23 protein-coding genes and 1 tRNA gene are annotated in these 24544 nt (G+C 70.2%); 9 read left to right on the top strand and 15 right to left on the bottom strand.

The genetic code is table 11. The annotated features are described in order from the left end of the window. Positions 1-138 precede the first annotated feature (138 nt). Positions 139-435 carry a hypothetical protein gene (locus ACFVJX_RS14130; protein ID WP_384126972.1) on the bottom strand — a complete coding sequence of 99 codons (297 nt, stop codon included), beginning with the start codon at positions 433-435 and terminating at the stop codon, positions 139-141. Between the two features lie 15 nt (positions 436-450). Beyond that, a complete protein-coding gene (locus ACFVJX_RS14135) occupies positions 451-2121 on the bottom strand; it encodes a sodium:solute symporter family protein (protein ID WP_384126971.1) in 1671 nt (556 codons plus the stop codon). 234 nt (positions 2122-2355) lie between these two features. Here ACFVJX_RS14135 and galT point away from each other — a divergent pair, with 234 nt between their 5' ends. Genes galT through galK form a run of 3 tightly spaced genes read left to right on the top strand, consistent with a single transcriptional unit; the run spans position 2356 to position 5560 of the window. Then, positions 2356-3399: a galactose-1-phosphate uridylyltransferase gene (gene galT / locus ACFVJX_RS14140; protein WP_384126969.1), complete on the top strand. Its 1044-nt coding sequence runs from the start codon at positions 2356-2358 to the stop codon at positions 3397-3399. Then, positions 3396-4376: a UDP-glucose 4-epimerase GalE gene (gene galE / locus ACFVJX_RS14145; protein ID WP_384126968.1), complete on the top strand. Its 981-nt coding sequence runs from the start codon at positions 3396-3398 to the stop codon at positions 4374-4376. The genes galT and galE overlap by 4 nt, the downstream gene beginning before the upstream one ends. Continuing rightward, positions 4373-5560: a galactokinase gene (gene galK / locus ACFVJX_RS14150; RefSeq protein ID WP_384126967.1), complete on the top strand. Its 1188-nt coding sequence runs from the start codon at positions 4373-4375 to the stop codon at positions 5558-5560. Before galE ends, galK begins: the two co-directional genes overlap by 4 nt. 1 nt (position 5561) lies before the next feature. Here the strand turns inward: galK and ACFVJX_RS14155 are convergent, their stop codons facing one another. Beyond that, positions 5562-6008 carry a GNAT family N-acetyltransferase gene (locus ACFVJX_RS14155; RefSeq protein ID WP_384126965.1) on the bottom strand — a complete coding sequence of 149 codons (447 nt, stop codon included), beginning with the start codon at positions 6006-6008 and terminating at the stop codon, positions 5562-5564. A 284-nt stretch (positions 6009-6292) separates the two neighbouring features. Between ACFVJX_RS14155 and ACFVJX_RS14160 the strand changes: the two genes are divergently transcribed. Continuing rightward, on the top strand, positions 6293-7102 hold the full coding sequence (locus ACFVJX_RS14160) for a LuxR C-terminal-related transcriptional regulator (RefSeq protein ID WP_384127110.1): 810 nt from the start codon (positions 6293-6295) through the stop codon (positions 7100-7102). Here the strand turns inward: ACFVJX_RS14160 and ACFVJX_RS14165 are convergent. Continuing rightward, positions 7061-7558: a MarR family transcriptional regulator gene (locus tag ACFVJX_RS14165; protein ID WP_250969335.1), complete on the bottom strand. Its 498-nt coding sequence runs from the start codon at positions 7556-7558 to the stop codon at positions 7061-7063. The genes ACFVJX_RS14160 and ACFVJX_RS14165 overlap by 42 nt on opposite strands. An 89-nt stretch (positions 7559-7647) precedes the next feature. Between ACFVJX_RS14165 and ACFVJX_RS14170 the strand changes: the two genes are divergently transcribed. Both ACFVJX_RS14170 and ACFVJX_RS14175 read left to right on the top strand, forming a co-directional pair. After that, positions 7648-8445, top strand: a complete 798-nt coding sequence (locus tag ACFVJX_RS14170; RefSeq protein WP_384126964.1) for a trans-aconitate 2-methyltransferase — start codon at positions 7648-7650, stop codon at positions 8443-8445. Beyond that, positions 8445-8810, top strand: coding sequence for a glyoxalase (locus ACFVJX_RS14175; RefSeq protein ID WP_384314406.1), 366 nt, complete (start codon positions 8445-8447; stop codon positions 8808-8810). Before ACFVJX_RS14170 ends, ACFVJX_RS14175 begins: the two co-directional genes overlap by 1 nt. A 146-nt stretch (positions 8811-8956) precedes the next feature. Here the strand turns inward: ACFVJX_RS14175 and ACFVJX_RS14180 are convergent, their stop codons facing one another. From ACFVJX_RS14180 to ACFVJX_RS14190, 3 genes are all read right to left on the bottom strand, one after another. Beyond that, a complete protein-coding gene (locus ACFVJX_RS14180; protein WP_384125912.1) occupies positions 8957-10696 on the bottom strand; it encodes an FG-GAP repeat domain-containing protein in 1740 nt (579 codons plus the stop codon). A gap of 213 nt (positions 10697-10909) precedes the next feature. Beyond that, entirely contained in the window at positions 10910-11596 is a 687-nt protein-coding gene (locus ACFVJX_RS14185; protein WP_384125910.1) for a TetR family transcriptional regulator, read from the bottom strand. After that, on the bottom strand, positions 11593-12567 hold the full coding sequence (locus ACFVJX_RS14190) for an acyl-CoA desaturase (RefSeq protein WP_384125907.1): 975 nt from the start codon (positions 12565-12567) through the stop codon (positions 11593-11595). Before ACFVJX_RS14190 ends, ACFVJX_RS14185 begins: the two co-directional genes overlap by 4 nt. 344 nt (positions 12568-12911) lie before the next feature. Between ACFVJX_RS14190 and ppc the strand changes: the two genes are divergently transcribed. Continuing rightward, complete coding sequence (gene ppc, locus ACFVJX_RS14195) at positions 12912-15641, top strand: phosphoenolpyruvate carboxylase (protein ID WP_384125905.1); 2730 nt, start codon at positions 12912-12914, stop codon at positions 15639-15641. A 26-nt stretch (positions 15642-15667) separates the two neighbouring features. Here the strand turns inward: ppc and ACFVJX_RS14200 are convergent, their stop codons facing one another. The 6 genes from ACFVJX_RS14200 to ACFVJX_RS14225 all read right to left on the bottom strand — a co-directional run bounded on the left by ACFVJX_RS14200 (position 15668) and on the right by ACFVJX_RS14225 (position 20528). Further along, complete coding sequence (locus ACFVJX_RS14200) at positions 15668-16162, bottom strand: hypothetical protein (RefSeq protein WP_384125902.1); 495 nt, start codon at positions 16160-16162, stop codon at positions 15668-15670. A gap of 111 nt (positions 16163-16273) precedes the next feature. Next, on the bottom strand, positions 16274-16867 hold the full coding sequence (gene pth / locus ACFVJX_RS14205) for an aminoacyl-tRNA hydrolase (RefSeq protein WP_384125899.1): 594 nt from the start codon (positions 16865-16867) through the stop codon (positions 16274-16276). 132 nt (positions 16868-16999) lie between these two features. Beyond that, positions 17000-17587 carry a 50S ribosomal protein L25/general stress protein Ctc gene (locus ACFVJX_RS14210; RefSeq protein WP_384125897.1) on the bottom strand — a complete coding sequence of 196 codons (588 nt, stop codon included), beginning with the start codon at positions 17585-17587 and terminating at the stop codon, positions 17000-17002. 217 nt (positions 17588-17804) lie between these two features. After that, a complete protein-coding gene (locus ACFVJX_RS14215; protein ID WP_024490433.1) occupies positions 17805-18779 on the bottom strand; it encodes a ribose-phosphate diphosphokinase in 975 nt (324 codons plus the stop codon). A 120-nt stretch (positions 18780-18899) separates the two neighbouring features. Continuing rightward, a complete protein-coding gene (glmU, locus tag ACFVJX_RS14220) occupies positions 18900-20348 on the bottom strand; it encodes a bifunctional UDP-N-acetylglucosamine diphosphorylase/glucosamine-1-phosphate N-acetyltransferase GlmU (RefSeq protein ID WP_384125894.1) in 1449 nt (482 codons plus the stop codon). Positions 20349-20457: 109 nt separating this feature from the next. Next, positions 20458-20528: transfer RNA gene (locus ACFVJX_RS14225), tRNA-Gln, on the bottom strand. 161 nt (positions 20529-20689) lie between these two features. On the opposite strand from ACFVJX_RS14225, the gene ACFVJX_RS14230 reads away from it, so the two are divergent. Then, a complete protein-coding gene (locus ACFVJX_RS14230) occupies positions 20690-22018 on the top strand; it encodes a sensor histidine kinase (RefSeq protein WP_384125891.1) in 1329 nt (442 codons plus the stop codon). A gap of 164 nt (positions 22019-22182) precedes the next feature. Here the strand turns inward: ACFVJX_RS14230 and ACFVJX_RS14235 are convergent, their stop codons facing one another. Together ACFVJX_RS14235 and ACFVJX_RS14240 are read right to left on the bottom strand one after the other, a co-directional pair. Continuing rightward, positions 22183-22716 carry an SUKH-3 domain-containing protein gene (locus ACFVJX_RS14235; RefSeq protein ID WP_384125889.1) on the bottom strand — a complete coding sequence of 178 codons (534 nt, stop codon included), beginning with the start codon at positions 22714-22716 and terminating at the stop codon, positions 22183-22185. Positions 22717-22726: 10 nt separating this feature from the next. Next, positions 22727-23260 carry a YwqJ-related putative deaminase gene (locus ACFVJX_RS14240; RefSeq protein WP_384125886.1) on the bottom strand — a complete coding sequence of 178 codons (534 nt, stop codon included), beginning with the start codon at positions 23258-23260 and terminating at the stop codon, positions 22727-22729. 304 nt (positions 23261-23564) lie between these two features. On the opposite strand from ACFVJX_RS14240, the gene ACFVJX_RS14245 reads away from it, so the two are divergent. Then, positions 23565-24542 carry an SMI1/KNR4 family protein gene (locus tag ACFVJX_RS14245; protein WP_384125883.1) on the top strand — a complete coding sequence of 326 codons (978 nt, stop codon included), beginning with the start codon at positions 23565-23567 and terminating at the stop codon, positions 24540-24542. The last annotated feature ends 2 nt before the right edge of the window (positions 24543-24544 follow it).

Here is a 24544-nt window from a genome sequence, read left to right on the forward strand (position 1 = left end):
CCCGCCTCCCTGTTTGGGTGTTGTGTGGGGGGGGGTTTTTTTTTTCTTCCCCCCCGGGGGGGGGGCGGGGGGGGGGGGGCGCCCCCGGGGGGGGGCGGGGCCCCCCCCCCCTCCCGGTGGTGGCGGCGCGGCGGCCGGTCAGCTGCCGGGCGCGTCCGTGGTGTCCGGGAGTTCGGCCGGCGGCTGGACCGGGCGCAGCTTCAGCCAGACGAGGAAGAACAGCCCGAGTACCAGCATGGCAAGCCCGGTCCACAGGTTGATGTGGACGCCCTCGGCCTTCTTGAGGTCGGCGTCGGACGGGCTGATCCCGGCGATGGTGACGATGACTCCGTAGACCACGAAGAGACCGCCGATGATCCGCCGGATGTCGAAGAGGCGGGCCGCTGTCGCGGACTTCTGCTCCAGATCGGAGACTTCCTTGTGCAGGTCGGACATGGTGAGTTACTCCGATCAGAACGAGTAGGGGACGTAGCAGGCGGCGGCGATCACGATCGCGCCCCAGCCGAGCAGGGCCGGCCTGCGGTACCAGGCGTCGTCGCCCTCCGCGGGCGCCTCGTCGAGGTCCGGGGACTCGGTTCCGTAGACGAGTCCCGCCAGTTCCGCCTCCGGCTTGGGGGCGGTGAAGAGCGTGACGGCGACCATCACGACCGCACCGGCGACGAAACCGACGATCGCGGAGACGAAGTTGGCGCCCTGGTCGCTCGGGATGTCGATGACGCCCTGCTTGTAGATGACGAAGTAGTTGACCATCGCGGCGGTGGTGCCCGCCAGCAGGCCCCAGACTCCGGACTTCATCGAGGCGCGCTTCCAGAACATCCCGATGATGAAGACCACGAACAGCGGGACGTTGAAGAAGGAGAACAGCGTCTGCAGGTAGCTCATGATGTTGGAGAAGCTGGCGGCGATGAACGCCGTGCCGATCGAGGCCAGCACCCCGATCACCGTGATCCAGCGGCCGAAGCGCAGGTAGTACGCGTCCGTCTCGTCCTTCTTCACGTACCGCGCCCAGATGTCCGTGGTGAACACGGTGTTGAACGAGGAGACGTTGGCGGCCATGCCCGCCATGAACGCGGCCAGCAGACCGGTCACGGCGATGCCGAGCACACCGTTGGGCAGCAGCTCCCGCATCAGCAGCGGGATCGCGTCGTTGTAGGTCGTGCCCGAGTCGGCGGTGCCGATGTTCGGCACGATCACGGCGGCGACCAGACCCGGGATCATCACGAGGAACACGATGAACATCTTCGGGAACGCGGCGATCAGCGGGGTGCGCTGGGCGGCCGAGAGGTTCTTCGCGGACAGGGCGCGCTGCACCTCGGCGAAGTTCGTCGTCCAGTAGCCGAACGAGAGCACGAAGCCCAGACCGAGGATGATCGTCAGCCAGTTGGCGCCGAGGGGGTTGGCGTCACCGATGCCGGTGCCGCCCCAGGCGGTCATGAAGTTCTCGCCGTGACTCGAAGTGAGCGAGTCGCTCAGCCCGTCCCAGCCGCCGACGCGCTTGAGACCGAGCACGGTCAGCGGGATCAGCGCGGCGAGGATGACGAAGAACTGCAGCACCTCGTTGTAGATCGCGGAGGAGAGCCCGCCGATGGTGATGTAGATCAGGACGAAGAGGCCCGCGACCACGATCGCGACCCACTGCGGCCAGCCGAGGAGCGCCTCCACGACGATCGACAGGGCGTACAGGTTGACGCCCGCGATCAGGACCGCCGAGAAGGCGAAGAGTATGGAGCTCAGCAGGTGCGCCGACTTGTCGAAGCGGTGGAGCAGGAACTCCGGTACGGAGCGCACCTTCGACCGGTAGTAGAACGGCATCATCACGAGGCCGAGGAAGACCATGGCCGGGATGGCGCCGATCCAGTACCAGTGGACGACCGCGACGCCGTACTGTGCGCCGGTCGCGGCCATGCCGAGGATCTCGGTGGCGCCGAGGTTGGCCGCCACGAAGGCCAGTCCGGTCACCCATGCGGGCAGGGACCGTCCTGAGAGGAAGAAGTCGAGGCTCGTCTTGACACTTCGCCGTGCGGCGAAGCCGATGCCGAGCACGACGACGAAGTAGATCGCCAGGATCGTGTAATCGAGCCCGTTCGTGGGGAGCCGGAGCCCTGATGCCAGAGAGTGCATGGGGGGAACTCGCTTCGTTGCGTGTATTTAACCCGAAGGAAACTACGCCCTTGTGTTCAGAAAATGAACAGTCTCCATGAGGTTCTTTGTTTGATTGTGATCGTATGGCCTGAAACCCCGGACTTAACCCCACGAGATCCCGCTCACACTCCGGCCCACTCCGTTGACGTGGACTCATTGACGAGCCTGTTGACTTGTGGTTCATTGTGTTGGGTTATGTTTGGGAGGAGTCTGGTGAAGAAGACGGTTACGACGCTCGCCGACGGCCGGGAGCTGCTCTACTACGACAGCCGTGACGACGTCGTGCGCGAGGCGGTCGATCCGCGTCCCCTCGACCCCGTCTCGACCTCGTCCGAGATCCGCCGCGACCCGCTGCTCGGCGACAGCGTCGCCATCGCCTCGCACCGCCAGGGCCGGATCTACCACCCGCCGGCCGACGAGTGCCCGCTCTGCCCCTCGCGGGACGGCCGGCAGAGCGAGATCCCGGAGGCGGACTACGACGTCGCCGTCTTCGAGAACCGCTTCCCCTCTCTCGCCGGTGACTCCGGCCGCTGCGAGGTCGTCTGCTTCACCTCCGACCACGAGGCCTCGTTCGCCGACCTCACCGAGGACCAGGCCGGGCTCGTCCTGGAGGCCTGGACCGACCGCACCGCCGAGCTCGCCGAGCTCCCGCAGGTCAAGCAGGTGTTCTGCTTCGAGAACCGGGGCGCCGAGATCGGCGTGACGCTCGGCCACCCGCACGGCCAGATCTACGGCTACCCCTTCGTCACCCCGCGCACCGAGCTGATGCTGCGCTCCATGGCCGCCCACCGCGCGGAGACCGGCGGCAACCTCTTCGACGACGTGGTGGCGCGCGAGGAGGCGGACGGCTCGCGGATCGTCCTCGCCGCCGAGCACTGGATCGCCTTCGTCCCCTACGCGGCGCACTGGCCCTACGAGGTCCACCTCCACCCGCGCCGCCGCGTCCCCGACCTGCGAGGACTCGACGAGGCCGCGCGCACGGAATTCCCACAGGTCTATCTGGAACTCTTGAGGCGATTCGACCGGATCTTCGGACCCGGGGAGCCGCCGACCCCGTACATCTCCGCCTGGCACCAGGCGCCGTTCGGAGTCGAGGGGCGGGATGACTTCGGGCTCCATCTGGAGCTCTTCACCATCCGACGCACCTCCGGCAAGCTGAAGTTCCTCGCGGGTTCCGAATCCGGCATGAGTGTGTTCATCAACGATGTGCCGCCGGAGGCCGCGGCAGCGCGACTGCGAGAGGTAGCGAGCGAGTGAGCAACACCCCCAAGAAGTACCTGGTGACCGGCGGCGCCGGATACGTCGGCAGTGTGGTCGCCCAGCACCTGCTGGAGGCGGGGCACACCGTCACCGTCCTGGACGACCTCTCCACCGGCTTCCGCGCGGGCGTCCCCGCCGGGGCCGAGTTCGTCGAGGGCCGCGTCCAGGACGCCGCGAAGTGGCTGGACGCCTCCTACGACGGGGTGCTCCACTTCGCCGCGTACTCCCAGGTCGGCGAGTCCGTCACCGACCCGGAGAAGTACTGGGTCAACAACGTCGGCGGCACCACCGACCTGCTCGCCGCCATGCGCGACGCGGGCGTGCGCACCCTGGTCTTCTCCTCCACCGCCGCCACCTACGGCGAACCGGTCTCCAGCCCCATCACGGAGGCCGACCCCACGGCCCCGACCAGCCCGTACGGGGCGACCAAGCTCGCCGTCGACCACATGATCACCGGTGAGTCGGCCGCCCACGGGCTGGCCGCCGTCTCGTTGCGCTACTTCAACGTGGCCGGTGCGTACGGCAGCTGCGGCGAACGGCACAGCCCCGAGTCCCACCTGATTCCGCTGGTCCTCCAGGTCGCACTCGGACAACGCGAGTCGATCTCCGTCTACGGCGACGACTACCCGACCCCCGACGGCACCTGCGTCCGCGACTACATCCACGTCGCCGACCTCGCCGAGGCCCACCTCCTCGCCCTCGACGCCGCCACCGCGGGCGAGCACCTGATCTGCAACCTCGGCAACGGCAACGGCTTCTCGGTCCGCGAGGTCATCGAGACGGTCCGTGAGGTCACCGGCCACCCCGTCCCCGAGACCGCGGCCCCGCGCCGCGGCGGCGACCCGGCCGTCCTCGTCGCCTCCGCCGCCACCGCCAGGGAGCGCCTCGGCTGGCAGCCGTCCCGCGCCGACCTGGCCGGAATCGTCTCCGACGCCTGGACGTTCGCCCGCCGAGAGGAGCCCACCGCACCATGACCGACAACACTGAGCCGACCGTCACCTCCACCGAGCTGACCGACTCCTTCACCGAGCTCTACGGGACCGCGCCCGAGGGGATCTGGGCCGCCCCCGGCCGGGTCAACCTGATCGGCGAGTACACCGACTTCAACGACGGCTTCGTGATGCCGCTCGCGCTGCCGCACACCGCACGGGCCGCCGTCGCCCGCCGCACCGACGGTGTGCTGCGGCTGCACTCCACCGATGTGCCGGGCGGTGTCGTCCAGCTCCGGGTCGACGAGCTCACCCCGCGTTCCGGCCACGGCTGGGCCGCCTACCCGGCCGGTGTCGTCTGGGCGCTGCGCGAGGCCGGACACCCGGTCACCGGCGCCGACATACAGCTGACCTCCACCGTGCCCACCGGCGCCGGGCTCTCCTCGTCCGCCGCCCTCGAAGTGGTCACCGGCCTGGCGTTGAGCGACCTCTTCGGGCTCGGCCTCACCCTGGCCGAGGTGGCGGTGCTGGCCCAGCGCGCGGAGAACGCGTTCGTCGGCGTCCCCTGCGGCGTCATGGACCAGATGGCCTCTGCCTGCTGCACCGAGGGCCACGCACTGCACCTCGACACCCGCGACCTCGCCCAGCGACAGGTCCCCTTCGACCTGGCCGCCCACGGCCTGGAGCTCCTGGTCGTCGACACCCGGGTCAAGCACGCGCTCGGCGACGGCGCGTACGCGGAGCGCCGCGCGGGCTGCGAGGAGGGTGCCCGCATCCTCGGCATCCGTACGCTGCGCGAGCTGCCGTACTCGGACCTGGGCGCCGCGCTCGACACACTGGCCGAGTCCGACGCCGACGAGTCGGTCGTGCGCTACGTACGCCATGTCGTCGGCGACAACCAGCGCGTCGAGCAGGTCATCGCGCTGCTGGACGCGGGCGACGTGCGCGCGGCCGGCCCGGTCCTCACGGCCGGCCACGTCTCGCTCCGGGACGATCTGCGGGTCTCCTGCGTCGAGCTGGACCTGGTGGTCGACACCGCGAACGCGGCCGGGGCACTCGGTGCGCGGATGACCGGTGGCGGCTTCGGCGGCTCGGCGATCGTGCTGGTGGAGGAGGCGCAGGCGGACACGGTCGCCAAGTCCGTGCTGGAGGCGTTCGCCTCGGCCGGCTACGCGGCCCCCGGAGTCTTCCCCGCGACCCCGTCGGCGGGCGCCCACCGGGTCGTCTGAATCAGGACCCGAGCCGCTTGGTGAGGGTGAACTCGGTGACGCCCGGCGGGTAGTCCTCGACCCGCCCCGTCACCTCGTAACCCCGCTTCCGGTAGAAGTCCGGGGCCTGGAAGTCCCAGGTCTCCAGCCGGGAGCGGGTGCAGTCCCGGTCCGTGCGGGCCGCCCGTTCCGCCTCGGCGAGCAGCCGCGAGCCGAGGCCGGAGCCGCGGTGCCGGGCGTCGACCCAGAGCAGGTCCACATGGAGCCAGTGCGCCCAGGTGCGTCCGGTCAGCCCGGCGGCGAGCTGTCCCCGCTCGTCCAGCGCCCATACCTCCAGCGGGAGTTCACGCCCCTCGGGGCCGGTGCGCAGCGCCCGGATCTCCGGTGAACCCGCCGTGTTGTCCTCGTGGAGCCGCCTGCCCAGCAGCTGACGGCGCTCCCTGTCCACTTCTGTCTCAAGACGGAACATGTGCAACACAGTAGGGCGGCCCGCGCCCCGAAGTTCTGTGAATTTCTCCCCGCCCGGGTCCGCCGCCCGTACGCTGGTGCACAGCACCGGTGGGGGCCGGTGCTGATTCAGGGGTACGAGACAGCCGGGTGCGGTACCCGGGCGGGGTGGGCGATCGGTGTACGGCGGCGGCCGTGGCACCGCGGATCCTGATCCCCGTTCCGGGTGCCGCACCCGCGCCGGTCCGTCTCCGCCGGGGGTCGCACGCTACGGGGCGCCCCAGAACACACAGCATGGGGGTGTCTGTGGTCCGTATCCGGGTTCTCGTGGTCGACGACCACCGTATTTTCGCCGAGTCGCTCGCCGCCGCGCTCGCGGCCGAGCCGGACGTCGACGTGGCGGCGGCGGGCAGTGGCCCGGCCGCGCTGCGCTGTCTGGAGCGCGCGGCCGCCGAGGGGCGCGGTTACGACGTGATGCTGGTCGACGCCGAGCTGGGCATCCTGTCCCCGGCGGACGGCCGCAGGGCCGTCGGCCCGGTGCCGGTACCCGCTCCGAACACCGGGGAGAGCGGGCGGGTCGACGGCATATCGCTGGTCGCCGGGGTCCGTGCGGGCCGGCCGTCGGTGCGTACGGTGGTGCTCGCCGAGAAGGACGACCCGCGCCGGGCCGCGCTCGCGCTCCAGGCCGGGGCCTGCGGCTGGGTCGCCAAGGACTGCTCGCTCCAGCGGCTGCTCGCGGTCATCCGGGGGGTGCTGCGCGACGAGACGCATCTGCCGCCCGCCCTGCTCACCGGGGTGCTGCGGGAGCTGCTTGCGGACCGCAAGCACCGCAGCGAGAGCGAGCAGCTCGTCGAGTCACTGACCCCGCGCGAGCGCGAGGTGCTGCGCTGCATGGTGGCGGGTCTGGGCCGCAAGGCGGTGGCGGAGCGGCTCTTCCTCTCCCCGCACACGGTGCGTACGCACATGCAGAACGTGCTGGGGAAGCTGGGTGTGCACTCGACGCTGGCGGCTGTCGCCCTGGCCAGACGGGCGGGTGTGGGGCCCGCCGATCCGGTGATGCCGGTCGAGCCCGCCCTAACCGGGGATGTTGTCGAACGGGGCAGTCAACTGGCGTAGCAGTCCGGCCAGTTCGCCGCGCTGGTGGCGGGAGAGTTCGCCCAGGATGGCGCGCTCCTGGGCGAGCAGGCCGGCCAGTGACTGGTCGGCCTTGTCGCGCCCCTCGGCGGTGAGCCGCACGAGCACACCGCGGCGGTCGCTGGGGTCGGGGAGCCGCTCGACGAGGTTCTTCTTGGTCAGCCGGTCGATGCGGTTGGTCATCGTGCCCGAGGTGACCAGCGTCTGGGTGAGCAGCTGTCCGGGGGAGAGCTGGTACGGATCGCCGGCGCGCCGAAGCGACGTGAGTACGTCGAACTCCCAGGGCTCCAGATTGTGCTCGGAGAAGGCGATCCTGCGGGCCCGGTCGAGGTGGCGGGCCAGGCGGGAGACGCGGCTGAGGACCTCGAGTGGTTCCACGTCGAGGTCGGGGCGCTCTCGGCGCCATGCAGCGACCAGTCGGTCGACCTCGTCCTCCATGTGGATCAGTGTAGAGGGTCCCTCGACATGAAGTCTCTTGAATTCGAGTGTCTTGACATCAAGATAATTTCTGGTCGATCCTGGATGCCATGACCGCACCCACCTGGGATCCGCAGCAGTACCTGCGCCACGCGGACCACCGCACCCGTCCCTTCCACGATCTGCTGGCCCGCATCCCCGGACTGCCGGGCGCACCGGCCCCGCGGATCGCCGACCTCGGCTGCGGCGCGGGCAACGTCACCGCCCTGCTCGCCGAACGCTGGCCCGGCGCCCGCATCACCGGCTACGACAACTCCCCGCAGATGCTGGATCGGGCGCGGGCCCACACCACCGCCCTGCTCGACTTCGCCGAGGCCGACGCAGCGACCTGGACGCCACGGGAACCGTACGACCTGATCGTCTCCAACGCACTGCTCCAATGGGTGCCCCGGCACGCCGAGCGCTTCCCCGACTGGCTGGCGGCACTCACCCCTGGCGGCACCCTCGCCCTCCAGGTCCCGGGCAACTTCGACCAGCCGAGCCACGCCCTGATGCGCGAACTGGCCGAGTCCCCGCGCTGGCGCTCCCGGCTGGGCGGCCGGCTGCGCCACGCCGACGCGGTGCTGAGCCCCGCCGACTACCTGGACCGGCTCACCGGCCCCGGCCGCACGGCCGATGTCTGGGAGACCACCTATCTGCACCTGCTGCCCGGCGAGGACGCCGTCCTCGACTGGGTGAAGGGCACCGGCCTGCGCCCCGTACTGACCGCCCTGGCCGACGACGAGGAGGCCCGGAGCGCCTTCCTCGCCGAGTACCGCGACCTGCTGCGCACCGCGTATCCCGTGGGCCCGCACGGCACGGTCTTCCCGTTCCGCCGCATCTTCGCCGTCACCCACCGGGAGAAATGATGATCGCAGCCGTCGACCACGTCCAGCTCGCCGCCCCGGAAGGCTCGGAGGACGCGCTGCGGGGCTATTACGTGGACACCCTCGGCATGACCGAGCTCCCCAAGCCGCCGGTCCTGGCCGCCCGTGGCGGCTGCTGGTTCCAGGTGGGCCCGGTCCAGCTGCACCTGGGCATCGAGGCGGACTTCCGCCCGGCCCGCAAGGCCCACCCGGGCCTGCGTGTGACGGACATCGGGGCGTTCGCGGCCCGGCTGGCGGAGCGCGGCGCCGAGGTGGCGTGGGACGAGGACCTGCCCGGTCACCGCCGCTTCTTCAGTCACGACCCGGTGGGCAACCGGCTGGAGTTCCTGGAGCCGGTGACCGGCTGACGACGCGCGAGCGCCCCGCCCCCGGAGATCCGGGGACGGGGCGCTCGCGCCGTCCGGTCGGTGCCGGACGGCGCTGCTTCGGAACACGCAGGGCCTGTCGTCGAACTGCTGTCTGCCGCGCGACGACGGCAGTTCGACGACACGTCCTAGTACAGGTTGTTGTAGATGTCCCAGCCGTAGCCGATCTTCACGCGCTTGGCGATCGTGCCGGTGCCGGTGGACGTGTAGAGGTACAGGTCACCCTTGCCGTCGACACCGACGAGGTCGGCCTTGCCGTCGCCGTTGAGGTCGCCGGGTGCGGCGAACTGCTTGTACGTGTTGTAGCCGGTGCCGATCCTGACGCGCGCCTTGAACGGCTCGGTGGCGCTGCCCGTGCCCTTGTAGAGGTACAGGTCGCCCTTGGTGTCGCGGGCCACCACGTCGGCCAGACCGTCGCCGCTGAGGTCCCCGGCGCCGACGATCTTGTTGTACGTGTTGTAGCCGTAACCGACCTTGAGCTTGGCCGCGAAGCCGCCGGAGCCGTTGCCCCGGTAGAGGTACAGGTCACCGGCCTTGGTGCGGGCGAGCAGGTCGCCCTTGCCGTCGCCGCTCAGGTCGCCGGGGCCGACGAGGGTGTTGTAGACGCTCCAGCCGCTGCCGACGGTCTCTCCCTGGTTGTAGAGGGTGCCGTTGTACGTCTCCAGCAGGTTGGCGTAGCCGTCGTTGTCGAGCGACGACGGGAAGCTGATGTTCGAGCCCGCCCAGCCGCCGCTGTCGCTGGCCTGGATGCGGGTGCTGAGCTTGCCGTTGTTCTTCGCGTAGTACCAGTAGAGCGTGCCCGCCTTGGTGCGGGTCATCAGCTCGTTCTTGCCGAAGTCCGGGTTGCCGCCCTGGCCCCCGAAGAGCGACGAGACGTTCCAGCCGCTGCCGATCTCGACGCGCTTGGTGAGCGAGCCGTCCCCGGCTGCGGCGTACGCGTACAGCGTGCCGCCGGGCGTACGGGCCATCAGGTCGCCGAGGCCGTCACCGGTGGCGTCGTCGGTGGCGATGATCTGGTTGTACGTGTTGTAGCCGTAGCCGACCTTGACGCGGGCCTTGTACGGCGAGGCGGCGTTTCCGGAACCCGCGTAGTAGTACAGGTCACCGGAGGTGGTGCGGGCGTAGAGGTCGCCGATCCCGTCGCCGTCGACGTCGTTCGCGCCGACGATCTGGTCGTAGGAGGCCCAGCCGTTACCCACCTTCACGGCCGCCTTGAAGGGCGCGCCGGTGACGTTGCCGGTGGCCGCGTACAGGTAGATGTCGCCGGACGGCGTACGGGCGAGCAGGTCGCCCCGGCCGTCGCCTGTCATGTCGCCGACGGCGACGACCTTGTTGTACTTCTGCCAGCCGGCACCGGACCAGTCCGCGTAGCCGGAGCTGTCGGCGCCCCAGCTCTGGTGCAGCGAGAGCTTTCCGGCCGCCGACAGGGTGAGCAGCTCGGGGCTGCCGTCGCCGTTCAGGTCACCCGGGGTGATGACGTCCTTGAACTTCTCGTTCGGGTCGTCGGTGTTCAGGGTGTACTCGTACGAGCTCGTCCCGTTCGTGGGGACGACGTAGTAGTAGCCGTCGATTCCCCGGTACAGCGTGTCGCTGTAGCCGTCGCCGTCCACGTCGAACAGCGGCTTGGCGGGAACGGCCGCGGCCTTCGCGCCCTCGGCCGCCTCGGCGGGCGACTTCTTCTTCGCCGGGTGCTTCGGCAGCGTCAGAGTGGGCTGCGCCTCGGCAGCGGGAACGCGGGGCTGGGTGGTGCGGTGCGGCGCGGGCGCCGAGTCATCGGCCGAGGCCGGAGCGGCCAGCAGCATGCCGGCCGAGAGGACGAGTGCGGTGCATGCCGCGAGCCGGTGCGCACGCTTCGAGCGTGCGGGCATGGCGCGGCCGGGTTCCACAGAAGACAAAGCCCCCCCAGGGGTAAGTGGTGGAACCGGGAGAAACGTCTTCACAGGTGCATCACATGCAGGGTGAAGTGTTCCCGGGATGGTCACAGATTCTACAACTGTGATCCCCGGGACTGAAGTGGTTTAGCAATGCATCAATGTTTCGGCTTGGACACACACCGCACACCGCGGCCGGCCCTCACCCGCTCAGTTCTTGCGGTGCCCGATCAGCCGCGGCTTCGACTCCAGGTTCTCCAGCCCGTGCCACGCCAGGTTCACCAGATGCGCCGCGACCTCGGCCTTCTTCGGCTTCCGGGCGTTCACCCACCACTGGCCGGTCAGCGCCACCATGCCGACCAGCGCCTGCGCGTACAGCGGCGCCAGCTTCGCGTCGAAGCCGCGGGCCTTGAACTCCAGACCCAGGATGTCCTCCACCTGAGTGGCGATGTCGCTGATGAGGGAGGCGAACGTGCCGGTCGACTGCGCGACCGGCGAATCACGCACCAGGATCCGGAAACCGTCCGTGTACGTCTCGATGTAGTCCAGCAGCGCGAACGCCGCCTGCTCCAGCAGTTCACGCGGATGACCGGCGGTCAGGGCGCTGGTCACCATGTCCAGGAGCTGACGCATCTCCCGGTCCACCACGACGGCGTACAGCCCCTCCTTGCCGCCGAAGTGCTCGTAGACAACCGGCTTGGAGACCCCGGCACGCGCCGCGATCTCCTCCACCGATGTGCCCTCGAACCCCTTGTCGGCAAAGAGGGTGCGACCGATGTCCAGCAGTTGCTCGCGGCGTTCCTTACCGGTCATCCGCACCCGGCGGGCCCGCCGGGTGGACGGTGCACGGGTGTTCTCGCTGCTTGCGCTTGAGTCGGTCGCCACGTCGTCAATCATGCCGCGTCGGCCTCCACCGAGTGGCGCCGGGACTCGATACGGGCGGAGTCGGGCCAGCGCACGTCGTGCGCCCAGCCGAGCTTCTCGAACCAGCGGATCAGCCGGGCACTCGAATCGATCTGACCCCTCATCACGCCGTGCCGCGCACTCGTCGGGTCGGCGTGGTGCAGGTTGTGCCACGACTCACCGCACGACAGGACGGCCAGCCACCACACGTTCCCGGACTTGTCGCGGGACTTGAACGGGCGCTTGCCGACCGCATGGCAGATCGAGTTGATCGACCAGGTCACGTGGTGCAGCAGCGCGACCCGGACCAGGGAGCCCCAGAAGAACGCGGTCGCCGCCCCCCACCAGGACATCGTGACCAGACCGCCCACCAACGGCGGGATCGCCAGCGAGAGAATCGTGAAGGACAGGAAGTGCCGCGAGATCCCGCGGATCGCCGGGTCCCTGACCAGGTCGGGGGCGTACTTCTGCTGCGGAGTCCGCTCCTCGTCGAACATCCAGGCGATATGCGCCCACCACAGCCCCTTCATCAGGGCCGGAAGGGTCTCACCGAAACGCCACGGCGAGTGCGGGTCGCCCTCGGCGTCCGAGTAGCGGTGGTGCTTGCGGTGATCGGCCACCCAGCGCACCAGGGGACCCTCCACGGCGAGCGAACCGGCCACGGCCAGGGCGATACGGAGCGGACGCTTCGCCTTGAACGAGCCATGGGTGAAATAGCGGTGGAAGCCGATCGTGATGCCGTGGCAGCCGATGAAGTACATCGCCACCATCAGACCCAGATCGAGCCAGCTGACACCGCGGCCCCAGGCCAGCGGCACCGCCGCGACCAGGGCCACGAACGGCACGACGATGAAGAGCAGGAGAGCGACCTGCTCGATGGAACGCTTGTTGTCCCCGCCGAGCGTGGCGGAGGCGGGACCGTCGGCCGCCGGAGCGGCCTCGATCACGTCGGGGCTGGTCTTCATGGGGAGTCCCCTGTGGGGTGAGACGCGACGGAACATACAGGGCTACGCATGCGTAACCTACGGCGTCGTAAGTATGGCAGCGCGGAGCCCCGCCACAAGAGGGAGCGGCCGACCGGGCGCAGAGTGGCGACATACGGGGTAGAGGACGAAAGGCGTACCCCGGAAGGGACCGTCTTGAACCGCGGACACCTTTCGGGCCGCGAACAACGCCGGAACCACGGACACCTATCCTGGAGAGGTCGGACAGCGCGGTCCGCACTCTGCTTCACCGGGGGTGGCGTGGCACCCGCTGCCAGCCGCGGGCCCCGGAACCCGTGCTCAACCACTGCAAGGAGCCGCACACTGTGAGCAGTGCCGACCAGACCCCTGCCGCCAGCACCGAGCTGCGCGCCGACATCCGCCGCCTCGGCGACCTCCTGGGCGAGACCCTCGTACGCCAGGAAGGGCAGGAACTCCTCGACCTCGTCGAACGGGTCCGCGCCCTGACCCGCACCGACGGCGAAGCGGCGGCCGAGCTTCTCGGCGACACCGACCTGGAGACCGCCGCACAGCTCGTGCGCGCCTTCTCCACGTACTTCCATCTCGCCAACGTGACCGAGCAGGTCCACCGCGCCCACGAGATGCGCGACCGGCGCGCCGCCGAGGGCGGGCTCCTCGCCCGCACCGCCGACCGGCTCAAGGACGCCGACCCGGAGCACCTGCGCGAGACGGTCAAGAACCTCAACGTACGGCCCGTGTTCACCGCGCACCCCACCGAGGCCGCGCGGCGCTCCGTGCTGAACAAGCTCCGCCGCATCGCCGCACTCCTGGAGACCCCGGTCATCGAGGCCGACCGGCGCCGCCAGGACATCCGGCTCGCCGAGAACATCGACCTCATCTGGCAGACCGACGAGCTCCGCGTGGTCCGCCCGGAGCCCGCCGACGAGGCCCGCAACGCCATCTACTACCTCGACGAGCTCCACGCCAACGCCGTGGGCGACGTCCTGGAGGACCTGGCCGCGGAGCTGGAGCGCGTCGGCGTCGAACTGCCCGCCGGTACCCGCCCGCTCACCTTCGGCACCTGGATCGGCGGCGACCGCGACGGCAACCCCAACGTGACGCCCGCCGTCACCTGGGACGTACTGATCCTCCAGCACGAGCACGGCATCACCGACGCACTCGAACTCGTCGACCAACTGCGCGGACTGCTCTCCAACTCCATCCGCTACACCGGAGCCACCGACGAGCTCCTCGACTCCCTCCAGACCGATCTGGAACTGCTCCCGGAGATCAGCCCCCGCTACAAGCGGCTGAACGCCGAGGAGCCCTACCGGCTCAAGGCGACCTGCATCCGGCAGAAGCTCGTCAACACCCGCGAGCGGCTGGCCTCCGGCACCCCGCACCGCCCCGGCTGCGACTACCTCGGCACCGCCGAGCTCATCGCCGACCTGTCGCTCGTCCAGGTCTCCCTGCGCAAGCACAGGGGCGGCATCGTCGCCGACGGCCGGATGGACCGCACGATCCGGACCCTCGCCGCATTCGGTCTGCAACTCGCCACCATGGACGTACGCGAGCACGCCGACGCCCACCACCACGCGCTCGGCCAGCTCTTCGACCGCCTCGGCGAGGAGTCCTGGCGCTACGCCGACATGCCCCGCGACTACCGGCAGAAGCTCCTCGCCAAGGAACTCCGCTCCCGCCGCCCGCTCGCACCCACCCCGGCCCCGCTGGACGCCGCGGGCGAGAAGACCCTCGGCGTCTTCCACACCATCAAGGAAGCCTTCGAGCGCTTCGGCCCCGAAGTCATCGAGTCCTACATCATCTCGATGTGCCAGGGCGCCGACGACGTCTTCGCCGCCGCCGTCCTCGCCCGCGAGGCCGGCCTCCTCGACCTGCACGGCGGCTGGGCCAGGATCGGCATCGTGCCGCTCCTGGAGACCACCGACGAGCTCAAGGCCGCCGACGTCATCCTCGACGAGATGCTCGCCGACCCCTCCTACCGGCGCCTCGTCTCACTCCGCGGCGACGTCCAGGAGGTCATGCTCGGGTACTCCGACTCCTCCAAGTTCGGCGGCATCACCACCTCCCAGTGGGAGATCCACCGCGCCCAGCGCCGACTGCGCGACGTCGCCCACCGCTACGGCGTGCGCCTGCGCCTCTTCCACGGCCGCGGCGGCACCGTCGGCCGCGGCGGCGGCCCCTCGCACGACGCGATCCTCGCCCAGCCCTGGGGCACGCTCGAGGGCGAGATCAAGGTGACCGAGCAGGGCGAGGTCATCTCCGACAAGTACCTCATCCCCGCACTCGCCCGCGAGAACCTGGAACTGACCGTCGCGGCCACCCTCCAGGCCTCCGCCCTGCACACCGCGCCCCGCCAGTCCGACGAGGCGCTCGCCCGCTGGGACGCGGCCATGGACACCGTCTCCGACGCGGCCCACGACGCGTACCGCAAGCTCGTCGAGGACCCGGACCTGCCCGCGTACTTCCTCGCCTCCACCCCGGTGGACCAGCTCGCCGACCTGCACCTGGGCTCGCGGCCCTCCCGCCGCCCCGGCTCGGGCGTCTCGCTCGACGGTCTGCGCGCCATCCCGTGGGTCTTCGGCTGGACCCAGTCGCGGCAGATCGTGCCCGGCTGGTACGGCGTCGGCTCGGGCCTCAAGGCCCTGCGCGAGGCCGGTCTCGACACCGTCCTGGAAGAGATGCACGAGCAGTGGCACTTCTTCCAGAACTTCCTCTCCAACGTCGAGATGACACTCGCCAAGACCGACCTGCGCATCGCACGGCACTACGTCGACACACTCGTCCCCGACGAGCTCAAGCACGTCTTCGCCGCCATCGAGGCCGAACACGCGCTGACCGTGCAGGAAGTCCTCAAGATCACCGGAAACACCGAACTGCTCGGCACCAGCCCCGTGCTCCAGCAGACCTTCGCCATCCGTGACGCCTACCTGGACCCGATCTCCTACCTCCAGGTGTCGCTGCTGGCCCGCCAGCGCCAGGCAGTCGAACGCGGCGAGGAGGCCGACCCGCTGCTCGCCCGCGCCCTGCTGCTCACCGTCAACGGTGTCGCGGCCGGGCTGCGCAACACCGGCTGATCAACACGACCGCGGGCGGGGTCCCGTCACAGGGCGATGAACGTCGCCACCAGCAGGACCCCGCCCGCGATCCCGGTAGCCCACGCCGTGCGGGTCAGCCGCAGACCGCCGCCGATCACCAGCGCGGCAAGGATCAGCGCACCGCTCAACGGCATCCACGCGTGCAGGAAGCCCGGCGTCCCGGTCCGCACGACCTCGAACGTGCCCGGCTTCACGACGACGGGGAAACGGTCCCCCTTCTTCGCGGCCACCGACTTCTCGACGGACACCCGGGAACGCCCCGGGCCGTCGTCGGACGGTGAGTACGGTCCCGTACAGACCTCGCTGCCGCACCCGGTCACCGTCATCGTGCCGTGCTCACGCCCCTTGGCCAGCACGATGTGCTGCGCCTCGTCCCACGAGGCCAGCGCACCCGCGACGAGCAGCAGCAGGACGACGCAGCCGAGCGCGGCGGTGCGGCCGAACTGCAGGGCACGTCGGGAGGAGCTGCGGGAGGAACTGCGGGAGGAGCTGCGCTTCATGGGGGCCGATCCTTGGCCAGCGCCCCGCACCCGGTCAAGCTGTGGCTGAAAACAGCCCAGTTACCGGTGGGTATGTCGGGATTCGCCGCACGATTCCTCGCCGCCCCCGGCTCAGGAGTTGTACGCGCTCTGCGCGCGCTCCAGCCCCTCGGCCAGCAGGCACTCCACGGAATCCGCCGCCCGGTCCACCAGGAAGGCGAGCTCCTTGCGTTCCGTGGACGAGAAGTCCTTCAGTACGAAATCGGCAACCTGCATCCGGCCCGGCGGGCGCCCGATCCCGAACCGGACCCGGTGGTACTCCGGCCCCATCGACTTCGTCATCGACTTCAGGCCGTTGTGGCCGTTGTCGCCGCCACCCAGCTTCAGCCGCAGCATCCCGTAGTCGATGTCCAGCTCGTCGTGGACCGCCACGACATGATCGAGCGGCACCTTGTAGAAATCGCGCAGCGCCGTCACGGGACCGCCGGACAGGTTCATGTACGACATCGGCTTCGCCAGCACCACCCGCCTGCTCAGCGGCCCGGGCGGACCGATCCGCCCCTCCAGCACCTGCGCCTGGGCCTTCGGCGCCCGCTTGAACGTCCCACCGATCCGCTCCGCGAGCAGGTCGGCGACCATGAAGCCGACGTTGTGCCGGTTCGCCGCGTACTCGGGTCCGGGATTGCCCAGGCCCACGATCAGCCAGGGGTCGGTGGCGTCGGACATCTCGCTGGGTCTCCTCGCGTACGGACGGCGGGTGGCAGGTTACGGCTGACGGACGGCGGAACAGGGAAAACGGGGCGGCGGATCCCCCGGAGGGAGACCGCCGCCCCGTCAGTCAAGCAGGTGTGACGAGGCTCAGGCCTCGGCGCCCTCGGTCTCGGCGGCCTCGGCGCTGGGCTCCTCGGCCTGCGCGGAGACGACCTGGAGCACGACGGCGTCCTCGTCACCGGCCAGCACGGAGCCCGCGGGCAGCGGGATGTTCTTGGCGAGGATCGAGTCGCCGGCGTCCAGGCCCGCGATGGAGACCGTGACGGACTCCGGGATGTGGGTGGCCTCGGCCTCGACGAGCAGGGTGTTCTGCACGTACTCCAGCAGGTTGCCGCCCGGGGCCAGGTCGCCCTCGACGTGCACCGCGATCTCGACCTCGACCTTTTCGCCGCGCTTCACGGTCAGCAGGTCGACGTGCTCGATGTTGCCCTTGAGGGCGTTGCGCTGCACGGCCTTCGGGATGACCAGCGCGTCCTTGCCGTCGATCTCGAGACCGATCAGGACGTTGGCGGTACGGAGCGCGAGCTGGAGCTCGTGCCCCGGCAGCGTGATGTGGACAGCGTCGGCGCCGTGGCCGTAGATGACGGCGGGAACGAGGTTCGCGCGACGGGTGCGGCGGGCGGCGCCCTTGCCGAACTCGGTACGGACCTCGGCGTTGAGCTTGATCTCGGCCATGACTGCACTCCTCGTAAGGTGACAAAACTGCGGATGGTCACCCGGCCCACGACAGGCCTGCTACGAAGAGCGCGTCGATAACGGACCGCCGTACCTATGAGTACGGCCTCCCTCGCCGAGCAACTCGCTGAGTCTACCCGGCGGGGAGGCCGCGCCCAAAGTGGATCTTCTGTGACGCTCTTCGCCCGGAGGGAAGCGCCTACAGCTCCTGCCGCTCCTACTGCTCCTCGAAGAGGCTCGTGACCGAACCGTCCTCGAAGACCTCGCGCACCGCGCGCGCGATCGTCGGCGCGATCGAGAGCACCGTGATCTTGTCGAGCTCCAGCTCACCCGGGGTCGGCAGGGTGTCCGTGAAGACGAACTCGCTGACCTTCGAGTTCTTCAGCCGGTCGGCCGCAGGGCCCGAGAGCACGCCGTGCGTCGCCGTCACTATGACGTCCTCGGCACCGTGTGCGAACAGGGCGTCGGCGGCGGCGCAGATCGTGCCACCCGTGTCGATCATGTCGTCGACCAGGACACAGACCCGGCCCTCGACGTTGCCCACGACCTCGTGGACGCTGACCTGGTTCGGCACGTCCTTGTCGCGGCGCTTGTGCACGATCGCCAGCGGGGCGTCCAGGCGGTCGCACCAGCGGTCGGCGACCCGGACGCGGCCGGCGTCCGGCGAGACGATCGTCAGCTTCGAGCGGTCGACCTTCGCACCGACGTAGTCGGCGAGGATCGGCAGCGCGAAGAGGTGGTCGACCGGACCGTCGAAGAAGCCCTGGATCTGGTCGGTGTGCAGATCGACGGTGAGGATGCGGTCCGCGCCCGCCGTCTTCATCAGGTCCGCGATCAGACGGGCCGAGATCGGCTCGCGGCCGCGGTGCTTCTTGTCCTGGCGGGCGTAACCGTAGAACGGCACGATCACCGTGATCGAACGGGCCGAGGCGCGCTTCAGCGCGTCCAGCATGATCAGCTGCTCCATGATCCACTTGTTGATCGGAGCGGTGTGGCTCTGGATCAGGAAGCAGTCGGCGCCGCGGGCGGACTCCTGGAATCGGACGTAGATCTCACCGTTGGCGAAATCGAAGGCCTTCGTCGGCACGAGGCCCACACCCAGTTGGTGTGCAACCTCCTCGGCCAGCTCGGGGTGGGCGCGGCCGGAGAAGAACATCAGTTTCTTCTCGCCGGTCGTCTTGATCCCGGTCACAGCACAGTCTCCTCAGACGTGTTCCTGGCGCTGCACGCAGATGTCCCGATGTGCAACGAGCCAGCCGAAATGGGGTGAGCATCTATCACGGTACGCCGTGCGCGACGCACCTGATTCCGGTCAGCTTTCGCTGGAGGTGTCCTCCGCCGAGGCCTGAGCCGCCTGCGCGGCGGCACTTCCCGGACGCTTCCTGGCCACCCAACCCTCGATATTCCTTTGCTGGCCACGGGCCACGGCCAGCGAACCGGACGGCACGTCCTTGGTGATGACCGAACCGGCCGCGGTGTAGACACCGTCCCCGACCGTGACGGGAGCCACAAACATATTGTCCGACCCGGTCCGGCAGTGCGAGCCGATCGTCGTGTGGTGCTTGGCCACGCCGTCGTAGTTCACGAAGACGCTCGCGGCACCGATGTTGGTGTGGTCACCGATGGTCGCGTCCCCCACGTACGAGAGGTGCGGGACCTTCGTCCCCTCGCCGATCGTCGCGTTCTTCATCTCCACGTACGTACCGGCCTTGGCCTTCGCGCCCAGCTTCGTGCCCGGTCGCAGATAGGCGAACGGACCGACGGTCGCGCCCGGTCCGACCTCGGCACCCTGCGCGACGGTGTTGTCCACCCGCGCACCCGCGTGCACGACGGTGTCCGTCAGCCGCGAGTTCGGCCCGACCTCGGCGTCCTCCGCGAGGTGCGTCGCACCGAGCAACTGCGTACCGGGGTGCACGATCGCGTCCGGTCCGAAGGTCACGGTCACATCGATCAGGGTCGACGCGGGATCCACCACGGTCACACCGGCCGTCATCGCCCGCTCCAGCAGCCGCTGGTTCAGCAGCCTGCGGGCCTCGGCGAGCTGCACCCGGTTGTTGATGCCGAGGATCTCCCGGTGGTCATCCGCGACCGAGGCGCCGACCCGGTGCCCCGCCTCGCGCAGGATGGACAGCACATCGGTGAGGTACTCCTCGCCCTGGCTGTTGTCCGTACGGACCTTGCCGAGCGCGTCCGTCAGCAGCTGCCCGTCGAACGCGAACACCCCGGAGTTGATCTCCCGGATCGCGCGCTGCTCGTCGGTGGCGTCCTTGTGCTCGACGATCTCGGTGACCGCTCCGGTCGCCGGATCGCGGACGATCCGCCCGTACCCGGTGGAGTCGGGGACCTCGGCGCTCAGCACGGTGACGGCGTTGGCGTCGGCGGCGTGGGTCGCGGCGAGCGCGGCGAGCGTCCCGCCGGACAGCAGCGGGGTGTCGCCGCAGACGACGATCACGGTGCCCGCGACGGTCCCGCCCAGCTCGTCGAGTCCGACGCGCACCGCGTTGCCGGTGCCCTTCTGCTCGGCCTGGTAGGCGGTGCGCACCTGGGCGTCCGCGGCGGTGAGGTGGGCGGTGACCTGCTCGCTCGCGTGGCCGACGACCACGACGAGGTGCTGCGGGTCCAGCTCGCGGGAGGCGGCGACGACATGTCCGACGAGCGAGCGCCCGGAGATCTCGTGCAGGACCTTGGGGGTCTTCGACTTCATGCGGGTGCCCTCACCCGCTGCGAGGACGACGACGGCTGCCGGGCGTTCGGAGCTCACGGATATGCCCTTCGGCTTCGGGTGGTGGACATCCGCAGGATACCGGGGGGCCGTCGGGCCGGAACGGGGGCGGGCCCCGACCGCATCGGTCGGGGCCCGCTCGCAGAAGCTCCCCTGCCAGGATTCGAACCCGGACAAATGGCACCAAAAGCCACTGTGCTGCCGTTACACCACAGGGGACAGCAAAGCCGATCGACTGGACATACCGTCAGGTCGTCGATCGGGCACACAACACTATGCCGCACGAGCGGCCTCCGCCGCGACGGGTCATCCCGGACCTATGGGCGCCCGCTGTCCAGGTCACCCGAAAATGAGATGCGCCCGCCCGTACGCTGGATGCCATGACCGCAACGGGGGAAGACCGGGAAGCGGCGGGACCGACCACCCGCGGCTACTGGTGGTGGGAACGGCGACGGAGCGTCGCACTGGATGTGGGGCTGGCGCTGTTCTCGGCGCTGGAGTGCGCGTTCGAGGGGGTGCAATTCGCGGGGGACACCGGGTTGCCGGTGCCGGTGGGGGTGGTGTTCGGGTTCTTCGCGGGGGCCGTGCTGCTGGTGCGCAGGCGGTGGCCGATCGCGGTGGTGCTGGTCTCGGTCGCGACCACACCGGCCGAGATGGGCTTCCTGATGGGGCTGGTCGGCCTGTACACGCTGGCCGCCTCCGACGTGCCCCGGCGGATCACCGTGGTGCTGATGAGCATGTCGCTCGTGGGCACGTTCATCGTCACGTACGTACGGCTGCGGCAGGGCGTCTCGGCCAGCGCCGACTTCGGTCCCGGCGACTGGTACGTGCCGATGCTGTCCCTCTTCATGGCGGTGGGGCTGACCGCGCCGCCCGTCCTGTTCGGCCTCTACACCGGGGCCAGACGCCGGCTGATGGAGAGCCTGCGGGAGCGGGCGGACTCGCTGGAGCGGGAGCTGTCGCTGCTGGCGGACCGGGCCGAGGAGCGGGCCGAGTGGGCGCGTACGGAGGAGCGGACCCGGATCGCCCGGGAGATGCACGACGTGGTCGCCCACCGGGTGAGCCTGATGGTGGTGCACGCGGCGGCCCTCCAGGCGGTCGCGCCGAAGGATCCGGCGAAGGCGGTGCGCAACGCCGCGCTGGTCGGTGACATGGGGCGCCAGGCGCTGACGGAACTGCGCGAGATGCTCGGGGTGCTGCGCACGGGGGAGCCGATGGTGGCCCGGGTGACCAAGGTGCCCCTCGCCTCGGTCGGCCGCGCGGCAGCGGCCCCCGTCGAGGACGGGCCCCGGCTGCACGAGGTGGAGACGCTCGTCGGGGAGTCGCGGGCGGCGGGGATGACGGTGGAGCTCTCGGTGGAGGGCGAGACGCGGCCGTACCCGCCCGAGGTCGAACAGACCGCTTACCGGGTCGTGCAGGAGGCCCTGACGAACGTGCACAAGCACGCCGCCGGCGCGAAGACGTGGGTGCGGCTGGCGCACCGGGGGGCGGAGGTGGCCATGCAGGTGGAGAACGGTCCTTCGGACTCGGGTACGGCGGACGCGGGGTTGCCCAGTGGGGGCAACGGGCTTGTGGGCATGCGGGAGCGGGTGCTGGGGCTGGGCGGGGTGTTCGTCTCCGGTCCCACGGACGCGGGCGGTTTCCGGGTCTCCGCGGTACTCCCGGACACGGCGGGCCCGTCCGCCCCGTCAAGCCCGTCCGGCGCCTGAGGACGGACCCCCCTCGCGGCGGGTGCCGGGGGCTCCCGCGCGATCCGGGCCGCGACGTGAACCGCCATGGCCCGGCCGGTTCCGTCCTCGATCGCCGGCCGGGCCCGGGCGTGTCCGGGCCCGGCCCGGGTGGGCCCTGGGCGGGCCCGGGCGTGCCAGGGGCGTCAGGCCGAGGTGAGGCGGGCCGGCTGGGCGCCGGTGACCAGGGTGGTAAGGGCCTGGTCGATGTCCGGGCCGAGGTACCAGTCGCCGGTGTGGTCCACGCTGTACACACGCCCCTCCGTATCGATCGCGAGCACCCCCAGCCCGTCCCCCTCCTCGCCGAGCGGCGCGACCTCGGTCTCCAGCGCGCGTCCGAGATCCGCCAGGGTCCGGGCCAGATGCAGCCCGTGCAGGGGGTCGATCCGTACCGCCGCCGGCGCGATCTGCCGGCCGGGCGCGGTCGCGGTGATGTGCAGGCCGCCGAATTCGGCCCAGGCCTCCACGGCCGCCGGGAAGACGGCGTGCTGATGGCCGGCCGGTGAGGTGTGCGAGCGCAGCGCGTCGGCCCACTCCTCGGCCTGCCGGATGTCCCAGCGGCCGGGCTGCCACCCCGCGGCGCGCAGCGCGTCGTCGACGGGGTCGGGGAAGCGGGCGGGGGCCTGGCGGTCGTGGTTCGCCGGGCCGGTCTGTCCGGGGAGGTCGGTGCGGTCTGCCATGGGGGTGCGGTCAGCCCTTCTCGGCGGTGGTCGCCGACCCGGTCGTGGTGAGGTCGACGGGACGTACGCCGAAGTGGGCGAGCATGACCGAGCAGGAGCGACAGGGCGGCGCGTAGCTGCCGTGCATGGGGTCGCCGTCCTCGCGGATGCGTCGTGCGGTGAGCCGGGCGTGCTTGAGTGCGCGGCGGGCCTCGCCGTTGGTGAGGGGCTTGCGCTGAGCGCGCTTGGAGCGGCCGCCTTCGGCGGCCGCGAGGTGCCGGGAGAGCAGTATCGCCTCGGGGCAGCGGCCGGTGAAGCGTTCCCGCTGGCCGCTGGTGAGGGTGTCGAGGAAGTCCTGGACGAGGTGGTGCAGTACGGGTGGTTGGTCGCCCTTGCCCGCGGTGCAGGTGAGTGTCTCGCCGCGTACGGACAGCGCTGCGGCCACCGCGGGCAGGATGCCGTCGCGGCGGTGGGTCAGCCGGGGCGCGTGGCTGGTTTCGGTGCTGCTCCAGCTGAGTCGTGGGTCCCCGGATGTGACGGTGTGTGCAGAGTGTGCGGTGTGCATGGTGCTGTGTCCCTCCCGTGCCCGCAGCGGCCGCTGCCGAATGTGCACGCCCCCGTGTATGCGGGTGACAGCCTGCCAAATGTGTCGGGTCGTGTGAAAGCTGGGTCGCGGAAACGTGTGTGCGTGTCGCGCGACAGTGGCCCGGTCGTCGCTCGTCCGTCACGCGGCCGTGACCGTTCGTGACGGATTCGGCCGGGAACCGGAGGCGCGGGCCCCGCTCTTGCGGCACCGCATAGGCTGTGCCTGGACCGCCCCCATGGGCAGGTCGGTCCTCATCAGCCAGACGCAGCAGGGGGCAACCGCCATGACGACAGGTCGGCTCGGGCAGCAAGCCGCGCCACCGAACGGGGCCTACGCCGGGCAGCTCGTGCACTTCCCGGATCCGGTCCGGGCGTCCCGCCACCCCAGAGGTGTGCGCATGGACGGGAACGGCTGTCCGGAGTTCGCGCCGTACGCGCGTGCCGCCGCCGAGATCGCCGAGCCCCCGCAGGGCTTCGGCATCGATGAGCTGCGGCTCACGGACTACGTGTCGGCGAACGCGGCGCTGGCGGCCAGTGGCCACGAACTGTGGGACACGATTCCGGCGGTCGCCACCCCGCACGGCTGGACCTGGCACCACGTGCCCGGTGGCCGGCGGATGGAGTTGGTGCCGGTCGAGGTGAAGGCGCTGCTGCGCCATCACGGCGGGCTCGCGACGACGGCGGTGGACCAGAACAAGCGGGGCACGCGTCCGCTGCAGGAGACCCGGCCCGCGCACTTCCGGCTCCCGAAGGGGGCCGTGGCGGTGAGCGAGCAGCAGATCCAGGGTGTCGAGGAGGACCTCGGTTACCGGCTGCCCGGTGCGTACCGTTCGTTCCTGAAGGCGGCGGGCGGTTCGGCCCCGGTCGGCGCGGCGCTCGACGCGGAGCTGGGCCTGCTGGTCGACCAGCCGTTCTTCACGGTGCGCGAGGAGGCCGCCGTGAACGACCTGGTGTACGTCAACAAGTGCTTGCGGGACCACCTGACCAAGGACTACCTGGGGGTCGGTTTCGTCCAGGGCGGCATTCTCGCGGTGAAGGTGCGGGGCCGGGACATCGGTTCGGTGTGGTTCTGCGCGTACGACGACGCGCGGGATCAGGACGGCTGGAGCGTCCAGGACCGGGTGGATCGGCTGTTGTTGCCGTGCGGTACGGACTTCGACGCTTTTCTGCAGCGGCTCGCGGGCAATCCGCCGGAGCTGGAGACGGTCGCGAATCTGATGGTGGACGGCGGCTTCGCGCACGCCGTCCCGGTGGAGGGGTGAGC

The sequence above is a fragment of the Streptomyces sp. NPDC127177 genome (assembly GCF_042672475.1).
GTDB lineage: Bacteria > Actinomycetota > Actinomycetes > Streptomycetales > Streptomycetaceae > Streptomyces.

What these genes read in the sequence shown, in the direction of transcription:
- ACFVJX_RS14130 (WP_384126972.1), bottom strand. Translation starts at nt 435, where the DNA reads ATGTCCGACCTGCACAAGGAAGTCTCCGATCTGGAGCAGAAGTCCGCG.
- ACFVJX_RS14135 (WP_384126971.1), bottom strand. Translation starts at nt 2,121, where the DNA reads ATGCACTCTCTGGCATCAGGGCTCCGGCTCCCCACGAACGGGCTCGAT.
- galK (WP_384126967.1), top strand. Translation starts at nt 4,373, where the DNA reads ATGACCGACAACACTGAGCCGACCGTCACCTCCACCGAGCTGACCGAC.
- ACFVJX_RS14155 (WP_384126965.1), bottom strand. Translation starts at nt 6,008, where the DNA reads ATGTTCCGTCTTGAGACAGAAGTGGACAGGGAGCGCCGTCAGCTGCTG.
- ACFVJX_RS14165 (WP_250969335.1), bottom strand. Translation starts at nt 7,558, where the DNA reads ATGGAGGACGAGGTCGACCGACTGGTCGCTGCATGGCGCCGAGAGCGC.
- ACFVJX_RS14170 (WP_384126964.1), top strand. Translation starts at nt 7,648, where the DNA reads ATGACCGCACCCACCTGGGATCCGCAGCAGTACCTGCGCCACGCGGAC.
- ACFVJX_RS14175 (WP_384314406.1), top strand. Translation starts at nt 8,445, where the DNA reads ATGATCGCAGCCGTCGACCACGTCCAGCTCGCCGCCCCGGAAGGCTCG.
- ACFVJX_RS14180 (WP_384125912.1), bottom strand. Translation starts at nt 10,696, where the DNA reads ATGCCCGCACGCTCGAAGCGTGCGCACCGGCTCGCGGCATGCACCGCA.
- ACFVJX_RS14185 (WP_384125910.1), bottom strand. Translation starts at nt 11,596, where the DNA reads ATGATTGACGACGTGGCGACCGACTCAAGCGCAAGCAGCGAGAACACC.
- ACFVJX_RS14190 (WP_384125907.1), bottom strand. Translation starts at nt 12,567, where the DNA reads ATGAAGACCAGCCCCGACGTGATCGAGGCCGCTCCGGCGGCCGACGGT.
- ACFVJX_RS14200 (WP_384125902.1), bottom strand. Translation starts at nt 16,162, where the DNA reads ATGAAGCGCAGCTCCTCCCGCAGTTCCTCCCGCAGCTCCTCCCGACGT.
- pth (WP_384125899.1), bottom strand. Translation starts at nt 16,867, where the DNA reads ATGTCCGACGCCACCGACCCCTGGCTGATCGTGGGCCTGGGCAATCCC.
- ACFVJX_RS14210 (WP_384125897.1), bottom strand. Translation starts at nt 17,587, where the DNA reads ATGGCCGAGATCAAGCTCAACGCCGAGGTCCGTACCGAGTTCGGCAAG.
- ACFVJX_RS14230 (WP_384125891.1), top strand. Translation starts at nt 20,690, where the DNA reads ATGACCGCAACGGGGGAAGACCGGGAAGCGGCGGGACCGACCACCCGC.
- ACFVJX_RS14235 (WP_384125889.1), bottom strand. Translation starts at nt 22,716, where the DNA reads ATGGCAGACCGCACCGACCTCCCCGGACAGACCGGCCCGGCGAACCAC.
- ACFVJX_RS14240 (WP_384125886.1), bottom strand. Translation starts at nt 23,260, where the DNA reads ATGCACACCGCACACTCTGCACACACCGTCACATCCGGGGACCCACGA.
- ACFVJX_RS14245 (WP_384125883.1), top strand. Translation starts at nt 23,565, where the DNA reads ATGACGACAGGTCGGCTCGGGCAGCAAGCCGCGCCACCGAACGGGGCC.